The organism is Bradyrhizobium sp. 155, from assembly GCF_023101105.1.
GTDB classification, from domain to species: domain Bacteria; phylum Pseudomonadota; class Alphaproteobacteria; order Rhizobiales; family Xanthobacteraceae; genus Bradyrhizobium; species Bradyrhizobium canariense_D.
Window position 1 is genome coordinate 3,064,591 of sequence record NZ_CP064704.1, and the last position, 16,154, is coordinate 3,080,744.

Annotated in this window: 11 protein-coding genes; 7 read left to right on the top strand and 4 right to left on the bottom strand. The window is 61.7% G+C overall.

Features of this window, described 5'->3' with window-relative positions:
• Positions 1 to 13: 13 nt before the first annotated feature.
• From tssM to IVA93_RS14885, 4 genes are read left to right on the top strand one after another with little or no spacing between them, the layout of a single operon-like run.
• Positions 14 to 3,544, top strand: coding sequence for a type VI secretion system membrane subunit TssM (gene tssM, locus IVA93_RS14870; RefSeq protein ID WP_247368058.1), 3,531 nt, complete (start codon positions 14 to 16; stop codon positions 3,542 to 3,544).
• Positions 3,541 to 4,242, top strand: coding sequence for a type VI secretion system-associated protein TagF (gene tagF / locus IVA93_RS14875; RefSeq protein ID WP_018457625.1), 702 nt, complete (start codon positions 3,541 to 3,543; stop codon positions 4,240 to 4,242). The genes tssM and tagF overlap by 4 nt, the downstream gene beginning before the upstream one ends.
• 6 nt (positions 4,243 to 4,248) lie before the next feature.
• Positions 4,249 to 5,025, top strand: a complete 777-nt coding sequence (locus IVA93_RS14880; RefSeq protein ID WP_085348552.1) for a PP2C family protein-serine/threonine phosphatase — start codon at positions 4,249 to 4,251, stop codon at positions 5,023 to 5,025.
• Positions 5,022 to 6,830, top strand: a complete 1,809-nt coding sequence (locus IVA93_RS14885) for a serine/threonine-protein kinase (protein ID WP_247541814.1) — start codon at positions 5,022 to 5,024, stop codon at positions 6,828 to 6,830. The genes IVA93_RS14880 and IVA93_RS14885 overlap by 4 nt, the downstream gene beginning before the upstream one ends.
• Before the next feature lie 9 nt (positions 6,831 to 6,839).
• Here IVA93_RS14885 and IVA93_RS14890 read toward each other — a convergent pair whose 3' ends face one another.
• Together IVA93_RS14890 and IVA93_RS14895 are read right to left on the bottom strand one after the other, a co-directional pair.
• On the bottom strand, positions 6,840 to 7,823 hold the full coding sequence (locus IVA93_RS14890; RefSeq protein ID WP_018457622.1) for a DUF4424 domain-containing protein: 984 nt from the start codon (positions 7,821 to 7,823) through the stop codon (positions 6,840 to 6,842).
• A gap of 98 nt (positions 7,824 to 7,921) precedes the next feature.
• Positions 7,922 to 8,482, bottom strand: a complete 561-nt coding sequence (locus IVA93_RS14895; RefSeq protein WP_244561181.1) for a hypothetical protein — start codon at positions 8,480 to 8,482, stop codon at positions 7,922 to 7,924.
• Here IVA93_RS14895 and IVA93_RS14900 point away from each other — a divergent pair.
• The 3 genes from IVA93_RS14900 to IVA93_RS14910 are packed head-to-tail and all read left to right on the top strand — an operon-like array spanning position 8,364 to position 12,593.
• On the top strand, positions 8,364 to 10,091 hold the full coding sequence (locus IVA93_RS14900) for a hypothetical protein (protein WP_247335903.1): 1,728 nt from the start codon (positions 8,364 to 8,366) through the stop codon (positions 10,089 to 10,091). The two genes, IVA93_RS14895 and IVA93_RS14900, sit on opposite strands and share 119 nt — an antisense overlap.
• 57 nt (positions 10,092 to 10,148) lie before the next feature.
• Positions 10,149 to 11,927 (top strand): caspase family protein, encoded by a 1,779-nt coding sequence (locus IVA93_RS14905; protein ID WP_231190732.1) that lies wholly within the window; start codon positions 10,149 to 10,151, stop codon positions 11,925 to 11,927.
• An 18-nt stretch (positions 11,928 to 11,945) separates the two neighbouring features.
• Positions 11,946 to 12,593 carry a DUF4384 domain-containing protein gene (locus tag IVA93_RS14910; protein WP_026233409.1) on the top strand — a complete coding sequence of 216 codons (648 nt, stop codon included), beginning with the start codon at positions 11,946 to 11,948 and terminating at the stop codon, positions 12,591 to 12,593.
• An 18-nt stretch (positions 12,594 to 12,611) separates the two neighbouring features.
• Here the strand turns inward: IVA93_RS14910 and IVA93_RS14915 are convergent, their stop codons facing one another.
• Complete coding sequence (locus IVA93_RS14915; protein ID WP_204511544.1) at positions 12,612 to 13,598, bottom strand: hypothetical protein; 987 nt, start codon at positions 13,596 to 13,598, stop codon at positions 12,612 to 12,614.
• Positions 13,599 to 13,752: 154 nt separating this feature from the next.
• Entirely contained in the window at positions 13,753 to 15,501 is a 1,749-nt protein-coding gene (locus IVA93_RS14920; RefSeq protein ID WP_446480746.1) for a caspase family protein, read from the bottom strand.
• Positions 15,502 to 16,154 lie beyond the last annotated feature (653 nt).

Here is a 16,154-nt window from a genome sequence, read left to right on the forward strand (position 1 = left end):
CGGGTACGGTTAGATGCTTGCCAAGGACATTCTTCGCATCGTTCTCTACGGGGTCGGGCTCAGCTCGCTCGGAGCGGTGATCTATTTCGCCGGTCCCTTCATCGCATTCGGCGATTGGCGGCCGCTGGAGAACCATATCGTCCGGCAGATCGCTATTCTGCTGCTCACCACGGCCGGGGCAGGCATCGTTGGCCTCAATCTGTTCAAGCGGCGCAAGGGTGCCAAGGAGATTGCCGATGGTATCGCTGGTGCAGACCAGCCCGTCAGCGATGAACCAGTGCTCAAGGAGCGCATGAAGGATGCGCTCGCGACGCTGAAGACCGCCAGCGGCAACAAGTCGGGCTATCTCTACGATCTCCCCTGGTACGTCATCATCGGTCCGCCCGGCGCCGGCAAGACGACGGCGCTTGTCAATTCCGGGCTCAAATTTCCGCTCGCGCGCGGGGCAACGCCCGCGGCGATCGCAGGGGTCGGCGGTACCCGCTACTGCGATTGGTGGTTTACAGAGGAGGCGGTGCTGATCGATACCGCCGGCCGCTACACCACCCAGGACTCCAACAGCAAGGCCGACAAGGACAGCTGGCTGGCGTTCCTGGACATCCTGAAGAAAAGTCGGTCGCGCCAACCGATCAACGGCGTTCTTGTCGCCATCAGTATCGAAGACATCCTGACGCTGCCGAAGCAGGAGCTCGCACTTCATGCCGATGCCATCAGGATGCGCCTGCTCGAGCTGCATCAGAGACTCAAGGTCAGCTTCCCAGTCTACGCGCTATTTACCAAAGCGGATCTCGTTGCCGGCTTCACCGAGTATTTCGCCTATCTCGGGGAGGCCGGCCGCCGTCAAGTCTGGGGTGCCACGTTCCAGACCGCCGACAAGACCCAGAATCTGGTTGGGCAGATCCCGTTCGAGTTCGACCGTCTGCTGGAGCGCCTGAGCGAAGAGACGCTCGACCGTCTGCAGGACGAGCCGACGCCCCAGCACCGCGTGCAATTGTTCGGTTTTCCGGCACAGATGGCGCGGCTCAAGCCTCAGATCCACGATTTCCTCAACCTGATCTTCGAGCCGACGCGCTATCACGTGAACGCGAACCTGCGCGGATTCTACTTTACCTCGGGTACGCAGCAGGGCACGCCGATCGATCAATTGATCGGATCGCTGGCGCGCACGTTCGGCGCTGAGGAAGTCGGTTCCGGATCCTATTCGGGCACGGGCAAGAGCTTCTTCCTTGCCGATCTGATTTCCAAGGTCATCATCGGCGAGGCCGACTGGGTCTCGACTGACCGTGCCGCGGTGCGCCGCGCGCTGGTCCTGAAGACCGCAGCCCTGTCATTGATCGGTCTGGTCTCGATCGGGCTGATCGCAGCTTGGCTGGTGAGCTACAAGCGGAACGCCGATTTGATCGAGCAAAGCCTGCAGGCGGATAGCGAGTATGCAACCGCCGGCGCGGCACTTATCAAGCAGACGTTGATTGCCGATCATGATCTCGACAAGGTGCTGCCGCTACTCTACCGGCTTCGCAACGCCCCGGCGGGCTACGGATCGCGCGGCGAATCGGTGCCTCTGTCGGCTCGCTACGGGCTCAGTCAGCGCGCCCGGCTGCTGTCACCCTCGAAAGCGGCCTATCACACCGCGCTTGAACGCATGTTCCGACCGCGCCTGCTGTATCGCCTGGAAGAGCAGCTCAATGCGCGCATAAACGAGCCTGCCTTCGTCTATGAGGCGCTCAAGGTCTATCTGATGATCGGTGGCCTGCAGTCGCCGGATCGCGAGCTGATCCGCTCCTGGATGCAACGTGACTGGGCGGATAATCTCTATCCTGGCGCCACCAACGCAGAAGGGCGGCGCCTGCTCGACGAGAACCTCGTGGCAATGTTCGACCTCGAGACCGAACAGCCGCCCTTGGTCGAACTCGACGGCCGGTTGATCAAGCAGGCCCAGAACTCCTTGGCGCGCCTGAGCGTGTCGCAACGAGCGTACGAGTTTCTGAAATCGGAGGCTCGCGCGTCGATCGCCGGCGACTGGATCGCCAGCCGCCATGGCGGACCCGACATGGGTGTCGTGTTCGAAACCACGACCGGGCAGCCTTTGGACGCCGTGCGGGTACCTGAGTTCTTCACGTATAACGGCTTCCATCAGAAGTTCGTCGCCCGGCTGTCCGGATTGTCTGAGCGGATGAAGCGGGAGCGATGGGTTTTGGGGGATGCCGGCCAGCAGTCGGCCATCAACCAGCAGTACGACAATCTGGCCGGCGATCTGCTCAGCATCTATTCAAACGATTTCGTGACGACCTGGCGAACGGCGCTCGGGAGCCTGCGCCTGAAGAAGCTGCTCGCCGACAAACCGAAATATGAGGTGCTTCGGGCGCTTTCGGCGCCGACCTCGCCGATGCGGCAAATTCTGGAGTCGGTGCGCGACGAGACGGTGCTGACCAAGGAACGGGCGAAGAGCGCTTCGGCGCCAGCTGCCGCATCGGCGCCAGCACTCTTCACGAATGCTCAGGATGGACCGCCTGGCACGATGATCGAAGCACAGTTCAAGCCTTACCACGCAGCGCTCGAAGGCGAGAGCACCCGCCGGCCAATCGACTCGACCGTCGCGAACCTGAACGACATCGCGCAGAACCTGACGCTGATCATCGAGAATCCCCAACTGACCGCACAAGCCACAGCTGCGCTCCAGAACCAGGTCGCAGCGCTCCGCAACAACGCCTCGCGCATGCCGCCGCCATTCTCCGATATGTTGCGAGCAGCAGCCGCGGAGTTCGAAGGTAGCATCGCGGCTTCAACCGCCGGACAAATCCTGCAAACGTTGCGCGATCAGGTCACGCCGGTCTGCCAACAGACCGTGACTAACCGCTACCCGTTTATCCGCGGCAGCGGCCAGGAAGTTCCGCTCGCGGATTTTGCCAAATTGTTCAGTCCGAATGGCGTTATGGACAGGTTCTTCACCCAGTACCTGGCACCTTATGCCGACACGTCGCGGTCGGACTGGGCTTGGCGAAAGGAGAGCCCCGTTGGTCGGTCGTTCTCGCCCGAGACGCTCAAACAATTCCAGAACGCGGCTTATATCCGGGATGCGTTCTTCCAGACGGGCGGCGGTGTGCCCGCCGTTTCATTCGCGATCCGACCCCCTGGGGCACCGGGACCAGGCGTGACAGTTAAGACCGAGATCGGTGGCACCACAATTGCGAGCCCAACCATTCCCGGATCGGCCCCTCCGTCCTTGTTCGGCGGGCCGCAACCTACGCCACCGCCACCGCCGCAGACCAACTCGCCGACTACTATCCTATGGCCGGGCCCAGCGCCGCGAACGGCAATTTCAGTCAGTAACGATACCGGCCCGCCATCCGTGCTTGAGCGCATTGGTCCCTGGTCGTTGTTTCGGATGTTGGAGGCGGGCTCGTTAGTGGTGAAAGCGGAAACCGCCAGCGCGAGTTTCATCGTCGCCGGGCGCGAGCTCAACTATCAAATTTCGACCGGATCGTTGCGCAACCCGCTGAACCTGTCAGTGCTGCGCGAGTTTCGTTGCCCGACCGGGATATGACCATGCGTTGCGGGATATTCGGCAAAATCGGTGCGAAGCGCGATTTCATCGCGATCGCGACCCCGCGCAGCTTCCTGGAAGCCTGGGAGCCGTGGGTACAGGCTGCGCTGTCAGCAAGTCGCCACCAGCTTGGCCCAGGATGGCAACAGGCCTTTCTGACCGCGCCGGTCTGGCGGTTTTGGCTCGGCGCCGCGATCTGCGGCACGACAGTGGCGGGTGCGATCATGCCCTCGCTCGATGGGGTGGGGCGATACTATCCCTTGACCCTGCATGCGGTGACCGGCGAGGCCGTCTCGCTGCCGCCGCCGAGCATTGATCCGCAGGACGAATGGTTCGGGCAAGTGGAGGCGTTCCTGCTTTCGACCCTGGATCGGGCCGCAACCTTCGAGCAGATCTCCGATGCATTGGATCGGCTTTCGGTGCCACGACTGCAGGAGACCATCACCGGCGATCCGCCGGTCACGTCGCTTGGTACTGCGGCAATGGGGAGGGCTTCGGCGGTCGAAGCCTTCGCGGCGTCGTTTGCAGCACTTTGCGCTGCCAACCCACAGGTCTACGCCGCGGCTAGCTTCTGGTGGACCGCCGGAGGGGAAGGCTTCCCGCCAATGGCGCTGAGTTGTCGCGGATTGCCAGATCCGTTTCACTACGTCACGCTGCTGACCGGTGATCTCGGACCCGCGGCATCCGGGAATGGATGACGCGCGATGGTGCATATTCCGTCCTTGTTCGATGTTGGCAGCGTCACCCATGCCGGACGCGTGCGGGAGCGGAACGAGGATTCATGTTTGGTACGAACCGACGTTGGTCTGTGGGCGGTCGCCGACGGCATGGGGGGGCACGAGGCCGGTGATCTCGCCAGTCGCATCGTAGTGCAGTCGCTCGACGCTATCGCTACACCAGAATCAGCCGCAGACCTGCTGGCGGAATGCGAGGAGCGGCTTTTCAGCGCAAACCAGCAGATACTGGCGCTTAGTCATGAACGACAGGGTGCCACCGTCGGGACCACAGCGGCGGTTCTGCTCGTTCGCGATAACTATTATGCCTGCATATGGGCGGGTGACAGCCGGGTCTACCTTATTAGTCGCGGCGCAATTCGCCAGGTCTCGCATGATCACAGCGAACTGGAGGAGCTGATCGCAAAAGGTGCGCTGTCGCGCGAAGACGTGAATGATTGGCCGAGCAATGCCATTACGCGTGCCGTCGGTGTCGCCGATGATCCGGAATTCGAGGTGGTGACAGGCCCGGCCGAGCCAGAAGATATCTTCGTGATCTGCAGCGATGGCCTGACCAGGCACGTGCAGGACGACGAGATCCTGCAGCACGCGGCTACGCGACGCGCCCAGGCGGCTTGCGATGACATGCTCGCGCTGGCTCTTGATCGTGGCGGGCTTGACAATTTGACGATTGTGATCGTGCGACTACTGACGCCACGATCTCAGGGGACGACAAGATCTCCGCTCAATCGGGAGCCGCAACCATGAGTCCGAGCGATCCGTTCCGATCGTCCTATCACGGCGTGCCGCCCGGCACCCGTCTCAATGGCATTTACGAGGTCGAAGCGGTGATCGGCGCGGGCGGCATGGGTGAGGTCTACAAATGCCGTGAGATCCAGACTGGATCGCCTATTGCGGTGAAAATGCTACTGCCCGACGTGGTTGATAACGAGGCCGCGCTCGCGCTGTTCCGTCGAGAGGCCGCGGCACTCCACAATCTTCCGCACGACGCGATCGTTCGCTACTTCCTGTTTACCGTCGAGCCGGTGCTGCAGCGACCTTATCTCGCGATGGAGTTCGTGAATGGCCGCTCGCTCTCGAACATGCTCGATGATGGGCCGTTGACCTTCGAGGCGCTGATCAGGCTGAGGCAGCGTGTCGCATTGGGACTGGAGGCCGCACATGAGCACGGCATCATCCATCGCGACGTGTCTCCGGACAACATCATCATTCCGCTCGACGACGTCAGTCGGGCCAAGATCATCGACTTCGGCATCGCTCGGTCGACCCAAATGGGCGACAAAACCATCATCGGCTCGGGCTTCGCCGGCAAGGACAACTACGCATCGCCGGAGCAAGTAGGGTTGTACGGCAATGACGTGACTGCGAAATCCGATGTCTACAGCCTCGGTCTTGTGCTGTTCCATGCGCTGACCGGACAGAAACTCGACATGGGCGGCAGCCAATTTCAACTGGTGGAGAAGCGCCGGCGTGTGCCCGATCTCGGTGGTGTGGATATGCGCATCCGACCTTTGCTGGAGCGGATGCTGCAGCCTGATCCGGCATTGCGCCCCACTATGGGGGAGGTCGCCAGCTGGACGCCAACCGGTTCCGCCCAGACGCCGGCCGCGCCGTTATATGGCTTCGATCCGCTGCGGCGGCCGGAAAGCGCGCCGCCGGCGCCGCAGGACAGGATGCCGGAGATCGCGCGGAGTCCGCGCCGCCTCTGGCTGGGGGCGGGCGCCGCGGCATTGTTGCTGCTGGTCGGCGGTGGTGGATATGCCTTCTACAAGCTGGTTTGGTCAGCGCCAGGCACCGCGGTCTTGTCGCCACCCCCGAAACTCGCCGGAGCAATGGCGCCGCCGAAGGTCGAGCCCGCTGGACCACAGCCCGGACGCCAAGAGCCGGAGAAGTTGCCCGCGCAGCCGACGGCGACGCAGTCTCCGGCACTCGATGGGCCAGGGCGCGCCGAGCGCATCCGCAAATACGTGGCCCAATATTCCGGCGGTGACTGCTTCTTCGTGTTGCCGATTGCCGTGAGCCCAAATGCCGCTGTCATCGAAGGGTTCGGTACCTCGACCGTCCCATTCGACACGTTCGACAAAGCGTTTCGGCGTGAGCAGGGTTTCGAGGCTTCGATCGGCGTCAGGCAAGTGACCCAGGCGCAATGCCCAGCCGTCAAGTTCTTGAGTCAGGTCGGGAGCGATCAGGCGCGAATGCCACGCATCACCTTGTCAGCGACAGAGCTGAAGGGCGGTGAAACCCTCAATGGGACCATCGAGAACTTTGCCAACCGCGTGGTGGAGCTCCTGATGGTATCTGATCGCGGCGAAGTTCAGAGCCTGTCTTATCTTCTGAAGCCGGGCATCGACTCACTTTCGTTTACGCTCCCGACGGCGCGCGCGAGCGGTCCGCAACTGCTATTGGTCGTGGCGGTCCCGCAGGTTCTCGACTCGTTGCGCCAGCCGCGACCGATCGCCGCCGACACGTTCTTCCTGCAGGCGCTAAGCGAGGCTCAGCGCAATAAGATGACTGTCATCGCGGCCGTGCGCTACGTGCTGCTCACCAATTGACCGGCACGCTCAGAATGTTCCGATCACCAGGATTTTCAGGTCGGCATCCGGCTTGAAGTCGCTTGCCGTATATTCAAGCGTGTTTCCAGTAGCGGACGATGCCTTTAGCCGCCCAGGACAGAAGCTCACCAAGCGGTCGCTGCCGCCTGGGTCGATAGTCAGCTTGAATGACCGGATCGGCCCAGCCCAATTCGCGCCGGTCTTGAGCACGTACGATATGCGCCGCTCCTGGAGATTTGCGCCGTTGGTCTGGTTATTGCCCGTGCGCTTGTCGAGCTCGGCAAGGAACGTATCCTGGATGCAGTATTCTTTCCGGTAACGCGCAACTTCCTGACCGAGTGCGCTGCTGCGGCGCAGGCTCGAGCGCAGAATGGTGTCAGGACTGGAGCCGACGCTCGGCCGGTACTGGTGTTCGACCGTGACGCTGCGCACGGGCGGAAACAACTGCTGGCGCACAGCCGAGGTCTTGACGGTCCACCCCGGCGCATATTGCTGGCGACCGTTGTCGCTCATTCCGGCAGGCATCAGAAGTCCGTCGTCCACAAGCCGGGTCCGGGTCGCCGCGGGCAGGTCGGTCACTCGGATCTCGCGGCCACCAATCGGCAGCAGCGGCAACTTGAGTTCGCGGAGCAGGGCACTGACATCCCTGTTGCCAACCATGGCGCGCTGATCGACGGTCAGCGGCGCCGGGTTGCCATCGACCTTGGTCTCGAATTCGACGAAGTTGATCGGATCACTTGACGGCAATGCAACATTCTCAGCCTCCGACAGGTCGATGTCGGGCAGCGGAAAGGCAACATTAAGCGTGACCGGCTTGGCGGTGAGGTTCGCGAATTGGTAGCGAACGCTGATTCTGTCGAGCGTGATACGAAGGTTCTCGCTCTCCATGGCCACGTCATTGGTGCGTACGAACTGGAGCCCACCGATCGACAATTCCGCAGCCGAGTCGTTGGCGCGTGCCGGCCAGCCTGTCGCAACGAGCAGCGCGACCATCAGGGCCGGTATAAGGAACGACAGTCGGGCGGAGGGTTCGTTCGGCAAGCTAGTCTGTATGCGGCGTCGCAGCATTTGCCGGCTCCATCCGATGCGGGTCAATCGATCGGTTGATAAAGATCGCCCCATTCGGGCTTCCAGACCCCGTCTGGATCGCACACCACGAGCGCGAGCTTGACGTCGTTAGCCAGCCGGATCGCGCCGCGAAAAGCATCCTGAGCCGGCAATTGCGCGCTGACTTGGTCGGTGGTCAGCCGCCCTTGGCTCGCGGCGGCAGGCAGCACGATCGCTCCGGAGGCACCGTCACTGTCGCGTTTCAGGAGCAGCGTGACCGCGTCGGGCTGGACTTCGTTCACTTGCTCAAATCTATTCCGGGCCATGGTTTTCCTCCGCAAGCTGAAGAAATTTCGGACTATCACCGTCCAGTGATAGAATTGAACGCGATTGAGATTGCTCACCACTAATTGACGCGCGGCATCAACGGCATCTCGGATTAGTCGATCCGACGCGGCGATCGGTTCGGGGTACATTGAGGCGAATATGCTTCGTCCAAAACATTGGATCTGGGTCTTCATCGTTAGCGCGGGCATTTTCGGAACCAAGGCGCACGCCGACGATACTGTCGTACGCAGCTTTACCGGCGGTTCGGCTGCTTCCATGGTCGGCATAGTCCCGGCCAGCGAGGACGTGGAACTCGCGGGACCGCAAGCACTCAGCGCCGACGGGCAGGGCAACCTGTTTTTGCTCGATCAGATCAACGGTCGGATCATCCAGTTTGACCCGAAACAGCCGAACTCCGATCCCGACGTCCTCAAGATGCCGAAAGACGTCCAGCCGACCGATCTCGTCGTCCATGACGACGACATAATGGTTTGGGACGGCGGCGTACGGACGCTGAAGGCGGCGCCGGGGCAATCCACGCGCGGACTCGGCGGTGACGTGATCCAGCTTGAGGAGGTCTCGAGCCGTGGGGCAAACGACCAGGTCGCCGTCTCCGCTTTCGCCCAGATGGGATCGCAGGCACCCGGCAGCGCGGCGGACCTGCTCGATCAGAACACCCGCGCGGCCATCATCAGGACGACCCGGCAGCCTGACCGGCAATACGTGGCTTCTCGAAGCAAGGGCTCGGTGATCGCCGACATCATTCCGGACAAGGGCAATGCCAGCGTACGGGTCGAGATCCAGACCATGGTCACCAACGAAACCATCGGCCAACTCGGCCTGCGCGTGCGCAACCAGCTCGGCACGGTGGAGTTTCTCGAGATCGACAACAGCGACCGCTTCTACGTGCTGGCCGAGGACGTTCCGCCATCAGGAAAGAACGCCTCCACGTTCGTCGCACGCTATGCCGCGAACGGGCGTCTCGAGGGAATCTATGAGCTTCCTCTGGAAAATACGCCGCTGACCAGACGGTTCGTCACGGTGTCGGGCAGTGGCGATGTCTATTTCCTGCGAACCAAGCCGGACGGTATCGAAGTGATTGGCGTCGGGTTCCGACCTCTGACCAATGCCTCGATTATCGACGTGCGGCCGTCGCGAACGACGACGGCGCCGGCACCACAATCCGGCGTCAAATTTGACGCTTCGGCCGCCGTGAGGCCGTCCAATCGCCAGCAGGCGATCGAGACCGCGTTTGCGTTCGAGGGTATCCAGTGGAAGCTGACGCAGGCGAACTACGGCAACGATCCCGACAGCCAATGCAGCGGCTTCAGCCGTGTTCGTCGGCCGTGGTATCTGCAGGGAAAAGTGAACCAGGAGGTGCGCGGCGTACCGTATTGCTGGGGCTGCCACGGTTCGCTCGCGAACTTCCGGCAGCGGATCGAGAGCGGAACGCTGGCTGGCAATGTGTGCACCCGCAATGCGCCACGGCCCGATGTGGCGGGCGTCGACTGTTCGGCATTCGTCAGCGCCGCGTGGGGGCTCTCCGTCCACTATACGACTGCAGCTATCCCCGCGATCGCTGCGCCCGTGGCAAATCCTTGGGACCTGAGGCCCGGCGATGCGCTGAACAAGCCAGGCTCGCATGTGATGCTGTTCCTGCGGTTCACGCCTGATCGCAAGGCCGAGGTGATGGAATCCTCGACCGGTGGCTGCAACGGCCGCGTCTGTCGCAACGTCTATCCATTGGCGAGCTTGCTCGCGCGCGGCTATGTTCCGGTCCGCTTTCGAGCGTTCGCGGATGATCAGACGACGGTTTCAGCGGGCGCCTATCAGGAGCAGACTGAACAACCGCCGGCGGGCCGCAAAACGGCAGGCAAAAGGCGCTGAACCCAGTGTGTCGCCAGAGCTACAAAATGGGTAGGCATGATGTCGAGGTGGATCACGATGCGGATGCCCAGAGGACTTGACTGCGGGATCGGGCGGCTGTGCGCCACCATCGGGCTCGCCGCGTTGATCGGACTGACAATCCCGCGGGCGCATGCGGCAGGAGATTTGTCGCTCAGCAATCCAGATGGGGCGGCGGTGCGTGCGCTCGTGATCGGGATCGACGACTACCAGCACGTGCGCAAATTGAAGGGTGCGGTCGCTGACGCTACGGACATCGTGACCAGCCTTAAATCCATGGGGGTTGGCGACGTCGTCGAACTGACTAACGCGCAGGCCGACAGGGCAGGCGTCCTGCGCGAGATCAGTGCACTGGTGGAGCGGACCAAGAACAACGACCTCATCTTTCTGTCGATCGCCGGCCATGGCACCCAGGAGCCGGAGCGCGTCAAGGGCGCGGAGCCGGACGGGATGGAGAACGTGTTCCTGCTGCCAGGCTTTGAAACCACGCCAACCGGGTCCGTTGAGCGGGTTCTGGGCAGCGAGTTCAACCATTTCATACGGCAGTTCGAGCTGCGCGGAGCGAGGGTGATCTTCGTGGCTGACACCTGCCACGGTGGCGGTATGGTGCGCGACATCGATCCGCGTGCCGCTGAGATGAGCTTCCGGCAGGTCCCGCGCTACACGTTGCTGGTCGACGAACTGAAGCCGATGTCGGACAGCAACGATCCGAAGTCTGAACTTGACCTTGACCACACGGCGTTTCTGGCCGCGGTGGACCGCTACACCAAAGCGCCGGAAGTCCGCATCCCTGGCATCGATGGCCTACGCGGGGCTCTCAGCTATGCGGTCGCGCGTGCGGTGGAAGGTAGCGCGGACATCAATCACGATGGGAAGGTGACGCTTAAGGAGCTTTTCAGCAACGTTCGGCAGGTGGTCTATCAGCTCTCGGACCAGCGGCAGAATATCGTGACTGTATCATCGCCAGCTCAGACGCCGGATACCGACGTCGCCTTCGGATTGACGCGCGGTGTCGTGCTGATTCAGGGGCCGGCCGCGAGAGCGGCCTCGGGTCAGGCCGGAGCCGGGGTGCCCGTCGATGGACAGGCGCCCGCACCGTCGGCTGTCACGGCCAAGGCTCCAACCATTCCGACCCTTGCGGGGGCGGCCAAGGAACTTCCGATCGCCGGCGCGCCGGGGCCTCTACGCCTCGTTGCACCAATCCGGCTGGCGGCGCTGGACGGCAAGACTAGCTATTTTGTAAGCGTGAAGCCAAAAGATGTTTCCGTGCAGGCTGTTCAACCGACGGACAATCCCGACCTGATCTGGGATCCTGTGTCGCACGACGTGATCGCTTGGGGTGATGTGGTCGCCTACGGGATGGACGTTGCCAGCCTGCCGACGGTGATTGATAGGACTGCGGCAATTCGTGAACTCAAGCGCATTGCGACACGGTCGCCGCAGGTGATGCGTATTTGGCCAGACGATCGCCAACAACGTGCTGGCCAGACCATCGAAGTTGACTTGTCTGATGTGGCATCAAGGGCGGTGCTGCTGTTCAATGTGTCCGGCGATGGCACCATCCAATTGTTGTATCCGGTGGGTGCTGATGCGGCGTTGGCCAGATCGGCGAGTTTGCGCCTACCGCTCAGGGTCGGCGAGCCGTTCGGTGCGGAACAGATCGTTGCGGTGACTTCGCAGCAACGCATGGTCGAGCTTGAGACAGCCCTAGTGCAGTTCAACCGGCGTCGCGCCTCGGGGCAGGTGATCAAGAGTCTCGAGCGTTACTTGCCCGCGGACGCGCGAATCGCCTCGATCGGCTTCTTCAGTGCTCCCTGACTCTTAGGGGAGCACGCCATGCCGTCATCGCAGTCGATCCGCCGCAAGCGAGCATGGTTCGCATTCCTGCTGCTACAGGCGGGCAGCGGACCTGCGTCCGCAGCACCGTTGCCGACGGGGGCGTTGCATATCGGCACGACGTACGTACCTTGGCTTTGGCCCGCACAAGCGGTGCGCAGGCAGACCAATACCGCGAGTGTGTCCCTTCAGATCCTGCCGAGTCAGACCGTCAACGTCGGCGCCAAGGTCTCGTTCGGCGTCACCGCCAGGAGGCCTGGATATCTCATTCTGGTTGACGTCGACTCGGAAGGGCGGATGTCCCAGATCTTTCCGACCCCCGAGCTATTGGCGCAGTCGAACGAACGCGACATTAATCTCGTCAAGCCGGGTGTCGAATTTGTCGTCCCTGCTCCGGCGGCGCGGCAGCGTGGTTTTGAATATGTCGTCGCACCGCCGACGGGGTCCGCAGTGATGATCGCCATCCTGAGCGAGCTGCGCGTGCAATTGCTCGATTTGCCGGACATGCCTCGCAAGCTGGAAGGTCAGGCGGACGCGTTGAGCTATCTATCGGCCTGGACCAGTGAGCTGCGCGTGCCGGACAACAGCAGCGGAAAGCTCGTGACGAACAATTGGTCGTTCGACGTCAAATCCTATTCCATCAAGTGAGTCCTGTGAGGCTTGGGGCTATAGCTTGCTCAGTCGGCTGAAGAAGCCACCGCGGGCGATCATGTAATGAATGTCCTTTGGAAAGGGAAAAGCACTGCGAATGTTGGAAATCGCGTGCTGGAGGAATTCCCCGTCCAGCGGCGCAGGCTTATGCCGCGGTTGGTCCGCGACCTGCGGTATCATGAAGCGATCCACGAAAGCCGCGTCAAGATCGTTGACCCTGACCATCTGTCCAAATGCCGGGAACAGGTCGTAATGACCCAAGCTTACGTTGAGATTCTTGAGGGCAGGGCGCTGAGGCTGGGTTTGATTGCCATCGGCCGTCGCCAGCCCGCGCCCGATCAGGTCCAGCTTCACCGATTGCGGGAGAGTTGACGGACCATACACGATCTCGAGGGCGTGGCCGCTCTGCCCAGATAGCCACTGGTACCAAAAGGTCGCATCGTCGGGCCGCGCATTGGCACCGTAAAGGCAATCAAATCCCCAACAAGCCGTCAGCTTCCCCTGATACTTTCCGAGGCTCCCGACGAGATTGCGCATGCCGTCACCACCGCCGGAGTGGCATGCGATGATGAGCTTGCCGATCTGGAGCTGAGGAATGGACGTCGAGGAGATACCCAGGAACCTGGCCAGAGCTCCAAGGATCTCCTCGAGATAGCGTTCACCCCAGTTCGCGGTGGCCAGGTCGGACACGCTGTAGTTTCCGGCAAAGGTGTTGCCCACAGCGTATTCGTAGCCCAGGAACGGCGCGATGAGCACCACGTCCTTGCCGGAATCCCGCACCTGTTCGCGCAGCCGCGCTGGATCGTTGTGGAAAAGGAATTCATGGTTTTTGACGTAGAAGCCGTGAAGCCAGATCACGACATCGAATTTGGTGGCGGCTGTTGGGTGCTTTGGCGGAAGATAAACCGCCGTTGGTTTCATGCCGGGCGCCTGCCGCTTCGTGAAGAGCGTCACCCCAGGAAAGGCGTTGGCGTCCTTTTGCTCAAGCTCACACGCAACCACGCAGGTCGCTCCGATTCGGCCACATCAGGCTTGGCACTTGGTCGACCTGACGTTAGCTCGGCCACTCGTCATGCTTGCGATCCCAAATCCACCGGGCCTCGCACCGTGGCAACTCGGCGCCGTGCCAGCGCGCAGTTGTGTAGGAGCGGTGAGGCTAGTGGCATACCTCGACATTGGCCTCGTTGCCTGGCCCGCCACCGCCGCGATATTCAAGATGGCAGCCGCGCTGGACCGGACGGCAGCTGCTGGCGTTGCATATGATCTGAGGACTGACCGTCGCATGGCCCACCGCAGCGCCATAGCCGCCTGCGCTCGCCTGCGCCCGCTGACGCAATGGCCGATCCTGCCGCTGACTGTCATTGCTCTTGGCGGCATTGGCGGGCCTGGCGCGCTGTTTCTCGCATTCATTGTCGTCGTTGAGGAACGAGCCCCTTGCACAGGAGATTCTGCTGCAGTGGTCGCCGTCAGCCTTGTAGCCATGATCACAGATCAGGGGACAGACCCGGGACGGCTTGAGCTTGATTGCGTCAAGCGCGTCGAGACTTGCGAGCTTGGCGTCAAATTTGGTTCCGGCGTGCTGGTTGAAGAGAGCCAAGGAGCGCTGGGAGGCCGCATTCCATCGGCCATCTACGCTACCGGTGAAGCAGCCGACGCGGTTCAATTCGCTTTGTACGGATTTGGTGATATCGGCTTTTGCGATATCGGTCTGGCGCGGCTCGGCGCTGAGTGCGGCAAGCTTTGGCGGCGTATTGTCGTCAGCCAGCGCAGCGACTGTAGGATTGTCCGCGAAGGCACTCCCAACAGCCGGCTTATTCCCGGAGAGAGCCGCAACGATTGTAGATTCGGACGCAATTCGTTTCCGTTCTGCCTCGGTGGCCTGCTCCTGCGCGGCCTGTTTCGCCTTCTCGGCGGCAATTCGGGCGTCTTCCGCAGCCTTCAGATCCGCGGCCGCCTTCTCTTGGTCGGCACGCTGGGCGCCCTGCGACATCAGCCGAGTTTTCTGCTGTTCCGCCTGCTGCGCCTTCGCCGTTGCCGCGACGCGTGCGTCCTCAGCATCGAGCTGATTAAGCTGCAGCTTGGCAAGATTTGCGTAGTATCCGTCCGGATGCTGGTTCAGGAACGCGTCCAGAGCGGGCTTGTTGCGTAGTTGCAAGGCCAATTCGTAATCACGACGAATTTCTGCCTGGGGGTTGGCTGCTTGCACCGGCTCATCAGCCTTGGCAGCGGGAACAAGTGCAACGTCTTCGCCGCCCAGCGAGCCGTAGACATAGGGCTCCTGTCGGTTGCCGGTGGCTTGCAAGACATCATCGCGGACGAAGCCGAAGGCCCTACGCAAGTCGAGCCCCGGCTTTGCGATGTACTTTACGAGAGCCGTCGCATACGGACTATTCTTGCTGTTGCCATCGAGTGCGGTTAGTCCGGCTTTCGCGGCAAACGCGATCAGCGTGTTGGAGACGGCGGGTTCGACCCTGGCCAGCCCGCGGCTGATTGATCGAGAGGCAACTGTACGCTTCATCGAATCGGCAAACGGATTGTTGCGGCACGCGTCGACGATCACCACGCGCAACTGTCTCGCAGGCTCGATTGCCAGCAGGACGCGGTCGAGTGAGAATGCTTCGTCATAAATATCAGTGTCACGTTCGAGTCTGGCGTCGGTCGGGATCAGATAGTTTGTCCCGTCGATCTCGATGCCGTGGCCAGCATAGTACACCAGGGCTATGTCCGCATTGCGCGCCTGATCGGCGAATTCTCTCAGGGCCCGCCGCATATCGGTCGCGGCGAGGTTGAGCCTTGAGTCAACCACATCGAAACCTGCGCCCTTCAAGGTTTCAGTGATGGCGGCAGCGTCGTTGGCCGGGTTTGGGAGCAGAGGGGCATTCTGATAGTTGGCATTGCCAACCACCAAAGCCACGCGCTTTGTCGCCCAGGCTGGCTGGGCTGCCAGTAACAGCGAAGCGGCAAGAAGAAGCAAAACTCGAAGGTGCCTGTATAACCTCATGGCGAACACCCAACCTATGCTCATCGAATGATAACGTCGCGAAGATGGCCGCGTAAGGCATAATTACTGAATTCACACGCCACTGGCCGCTGGCCTATCTCCGTACAGTACCAGTTTCGAGCCCGATCCATTCCTATGTGTTGTCTGGCACTGCGCTCGCGTTCAAACGGCACGGAAGAAATCGCGGGCCGGCGCTGTGTGCCGTTTCATGAGGATGATGGGCACCCGCCAGTATCGATGTCTCGCGCTGGCGAATTAAGCTTTTGAAATTATAGGATTATTGCACTTAACCGTGTTCGCGGCAGTGCAGCAGAGCCTCTGGCTTAGTTCAAACGAAGATTCCGCGGTCGGCAGATCGAGGGGACGTGAAGTCCAGAACGCCGGCTTGCGGGTCAATCTCTCGGTTACAGCTTGCGCGGAGGTCAGGAGCCCGTCAGTTCGGCTTTCCATGGTCCCCGGTGCTCGATCTTCAGGTTCCTGCCGGACGCTCGCCCCGGCAACTGCTCCTTCGCAATGAGGGAACCAGTCTCCGAGTCGCGAAGGCGGGCCTTGGTCGA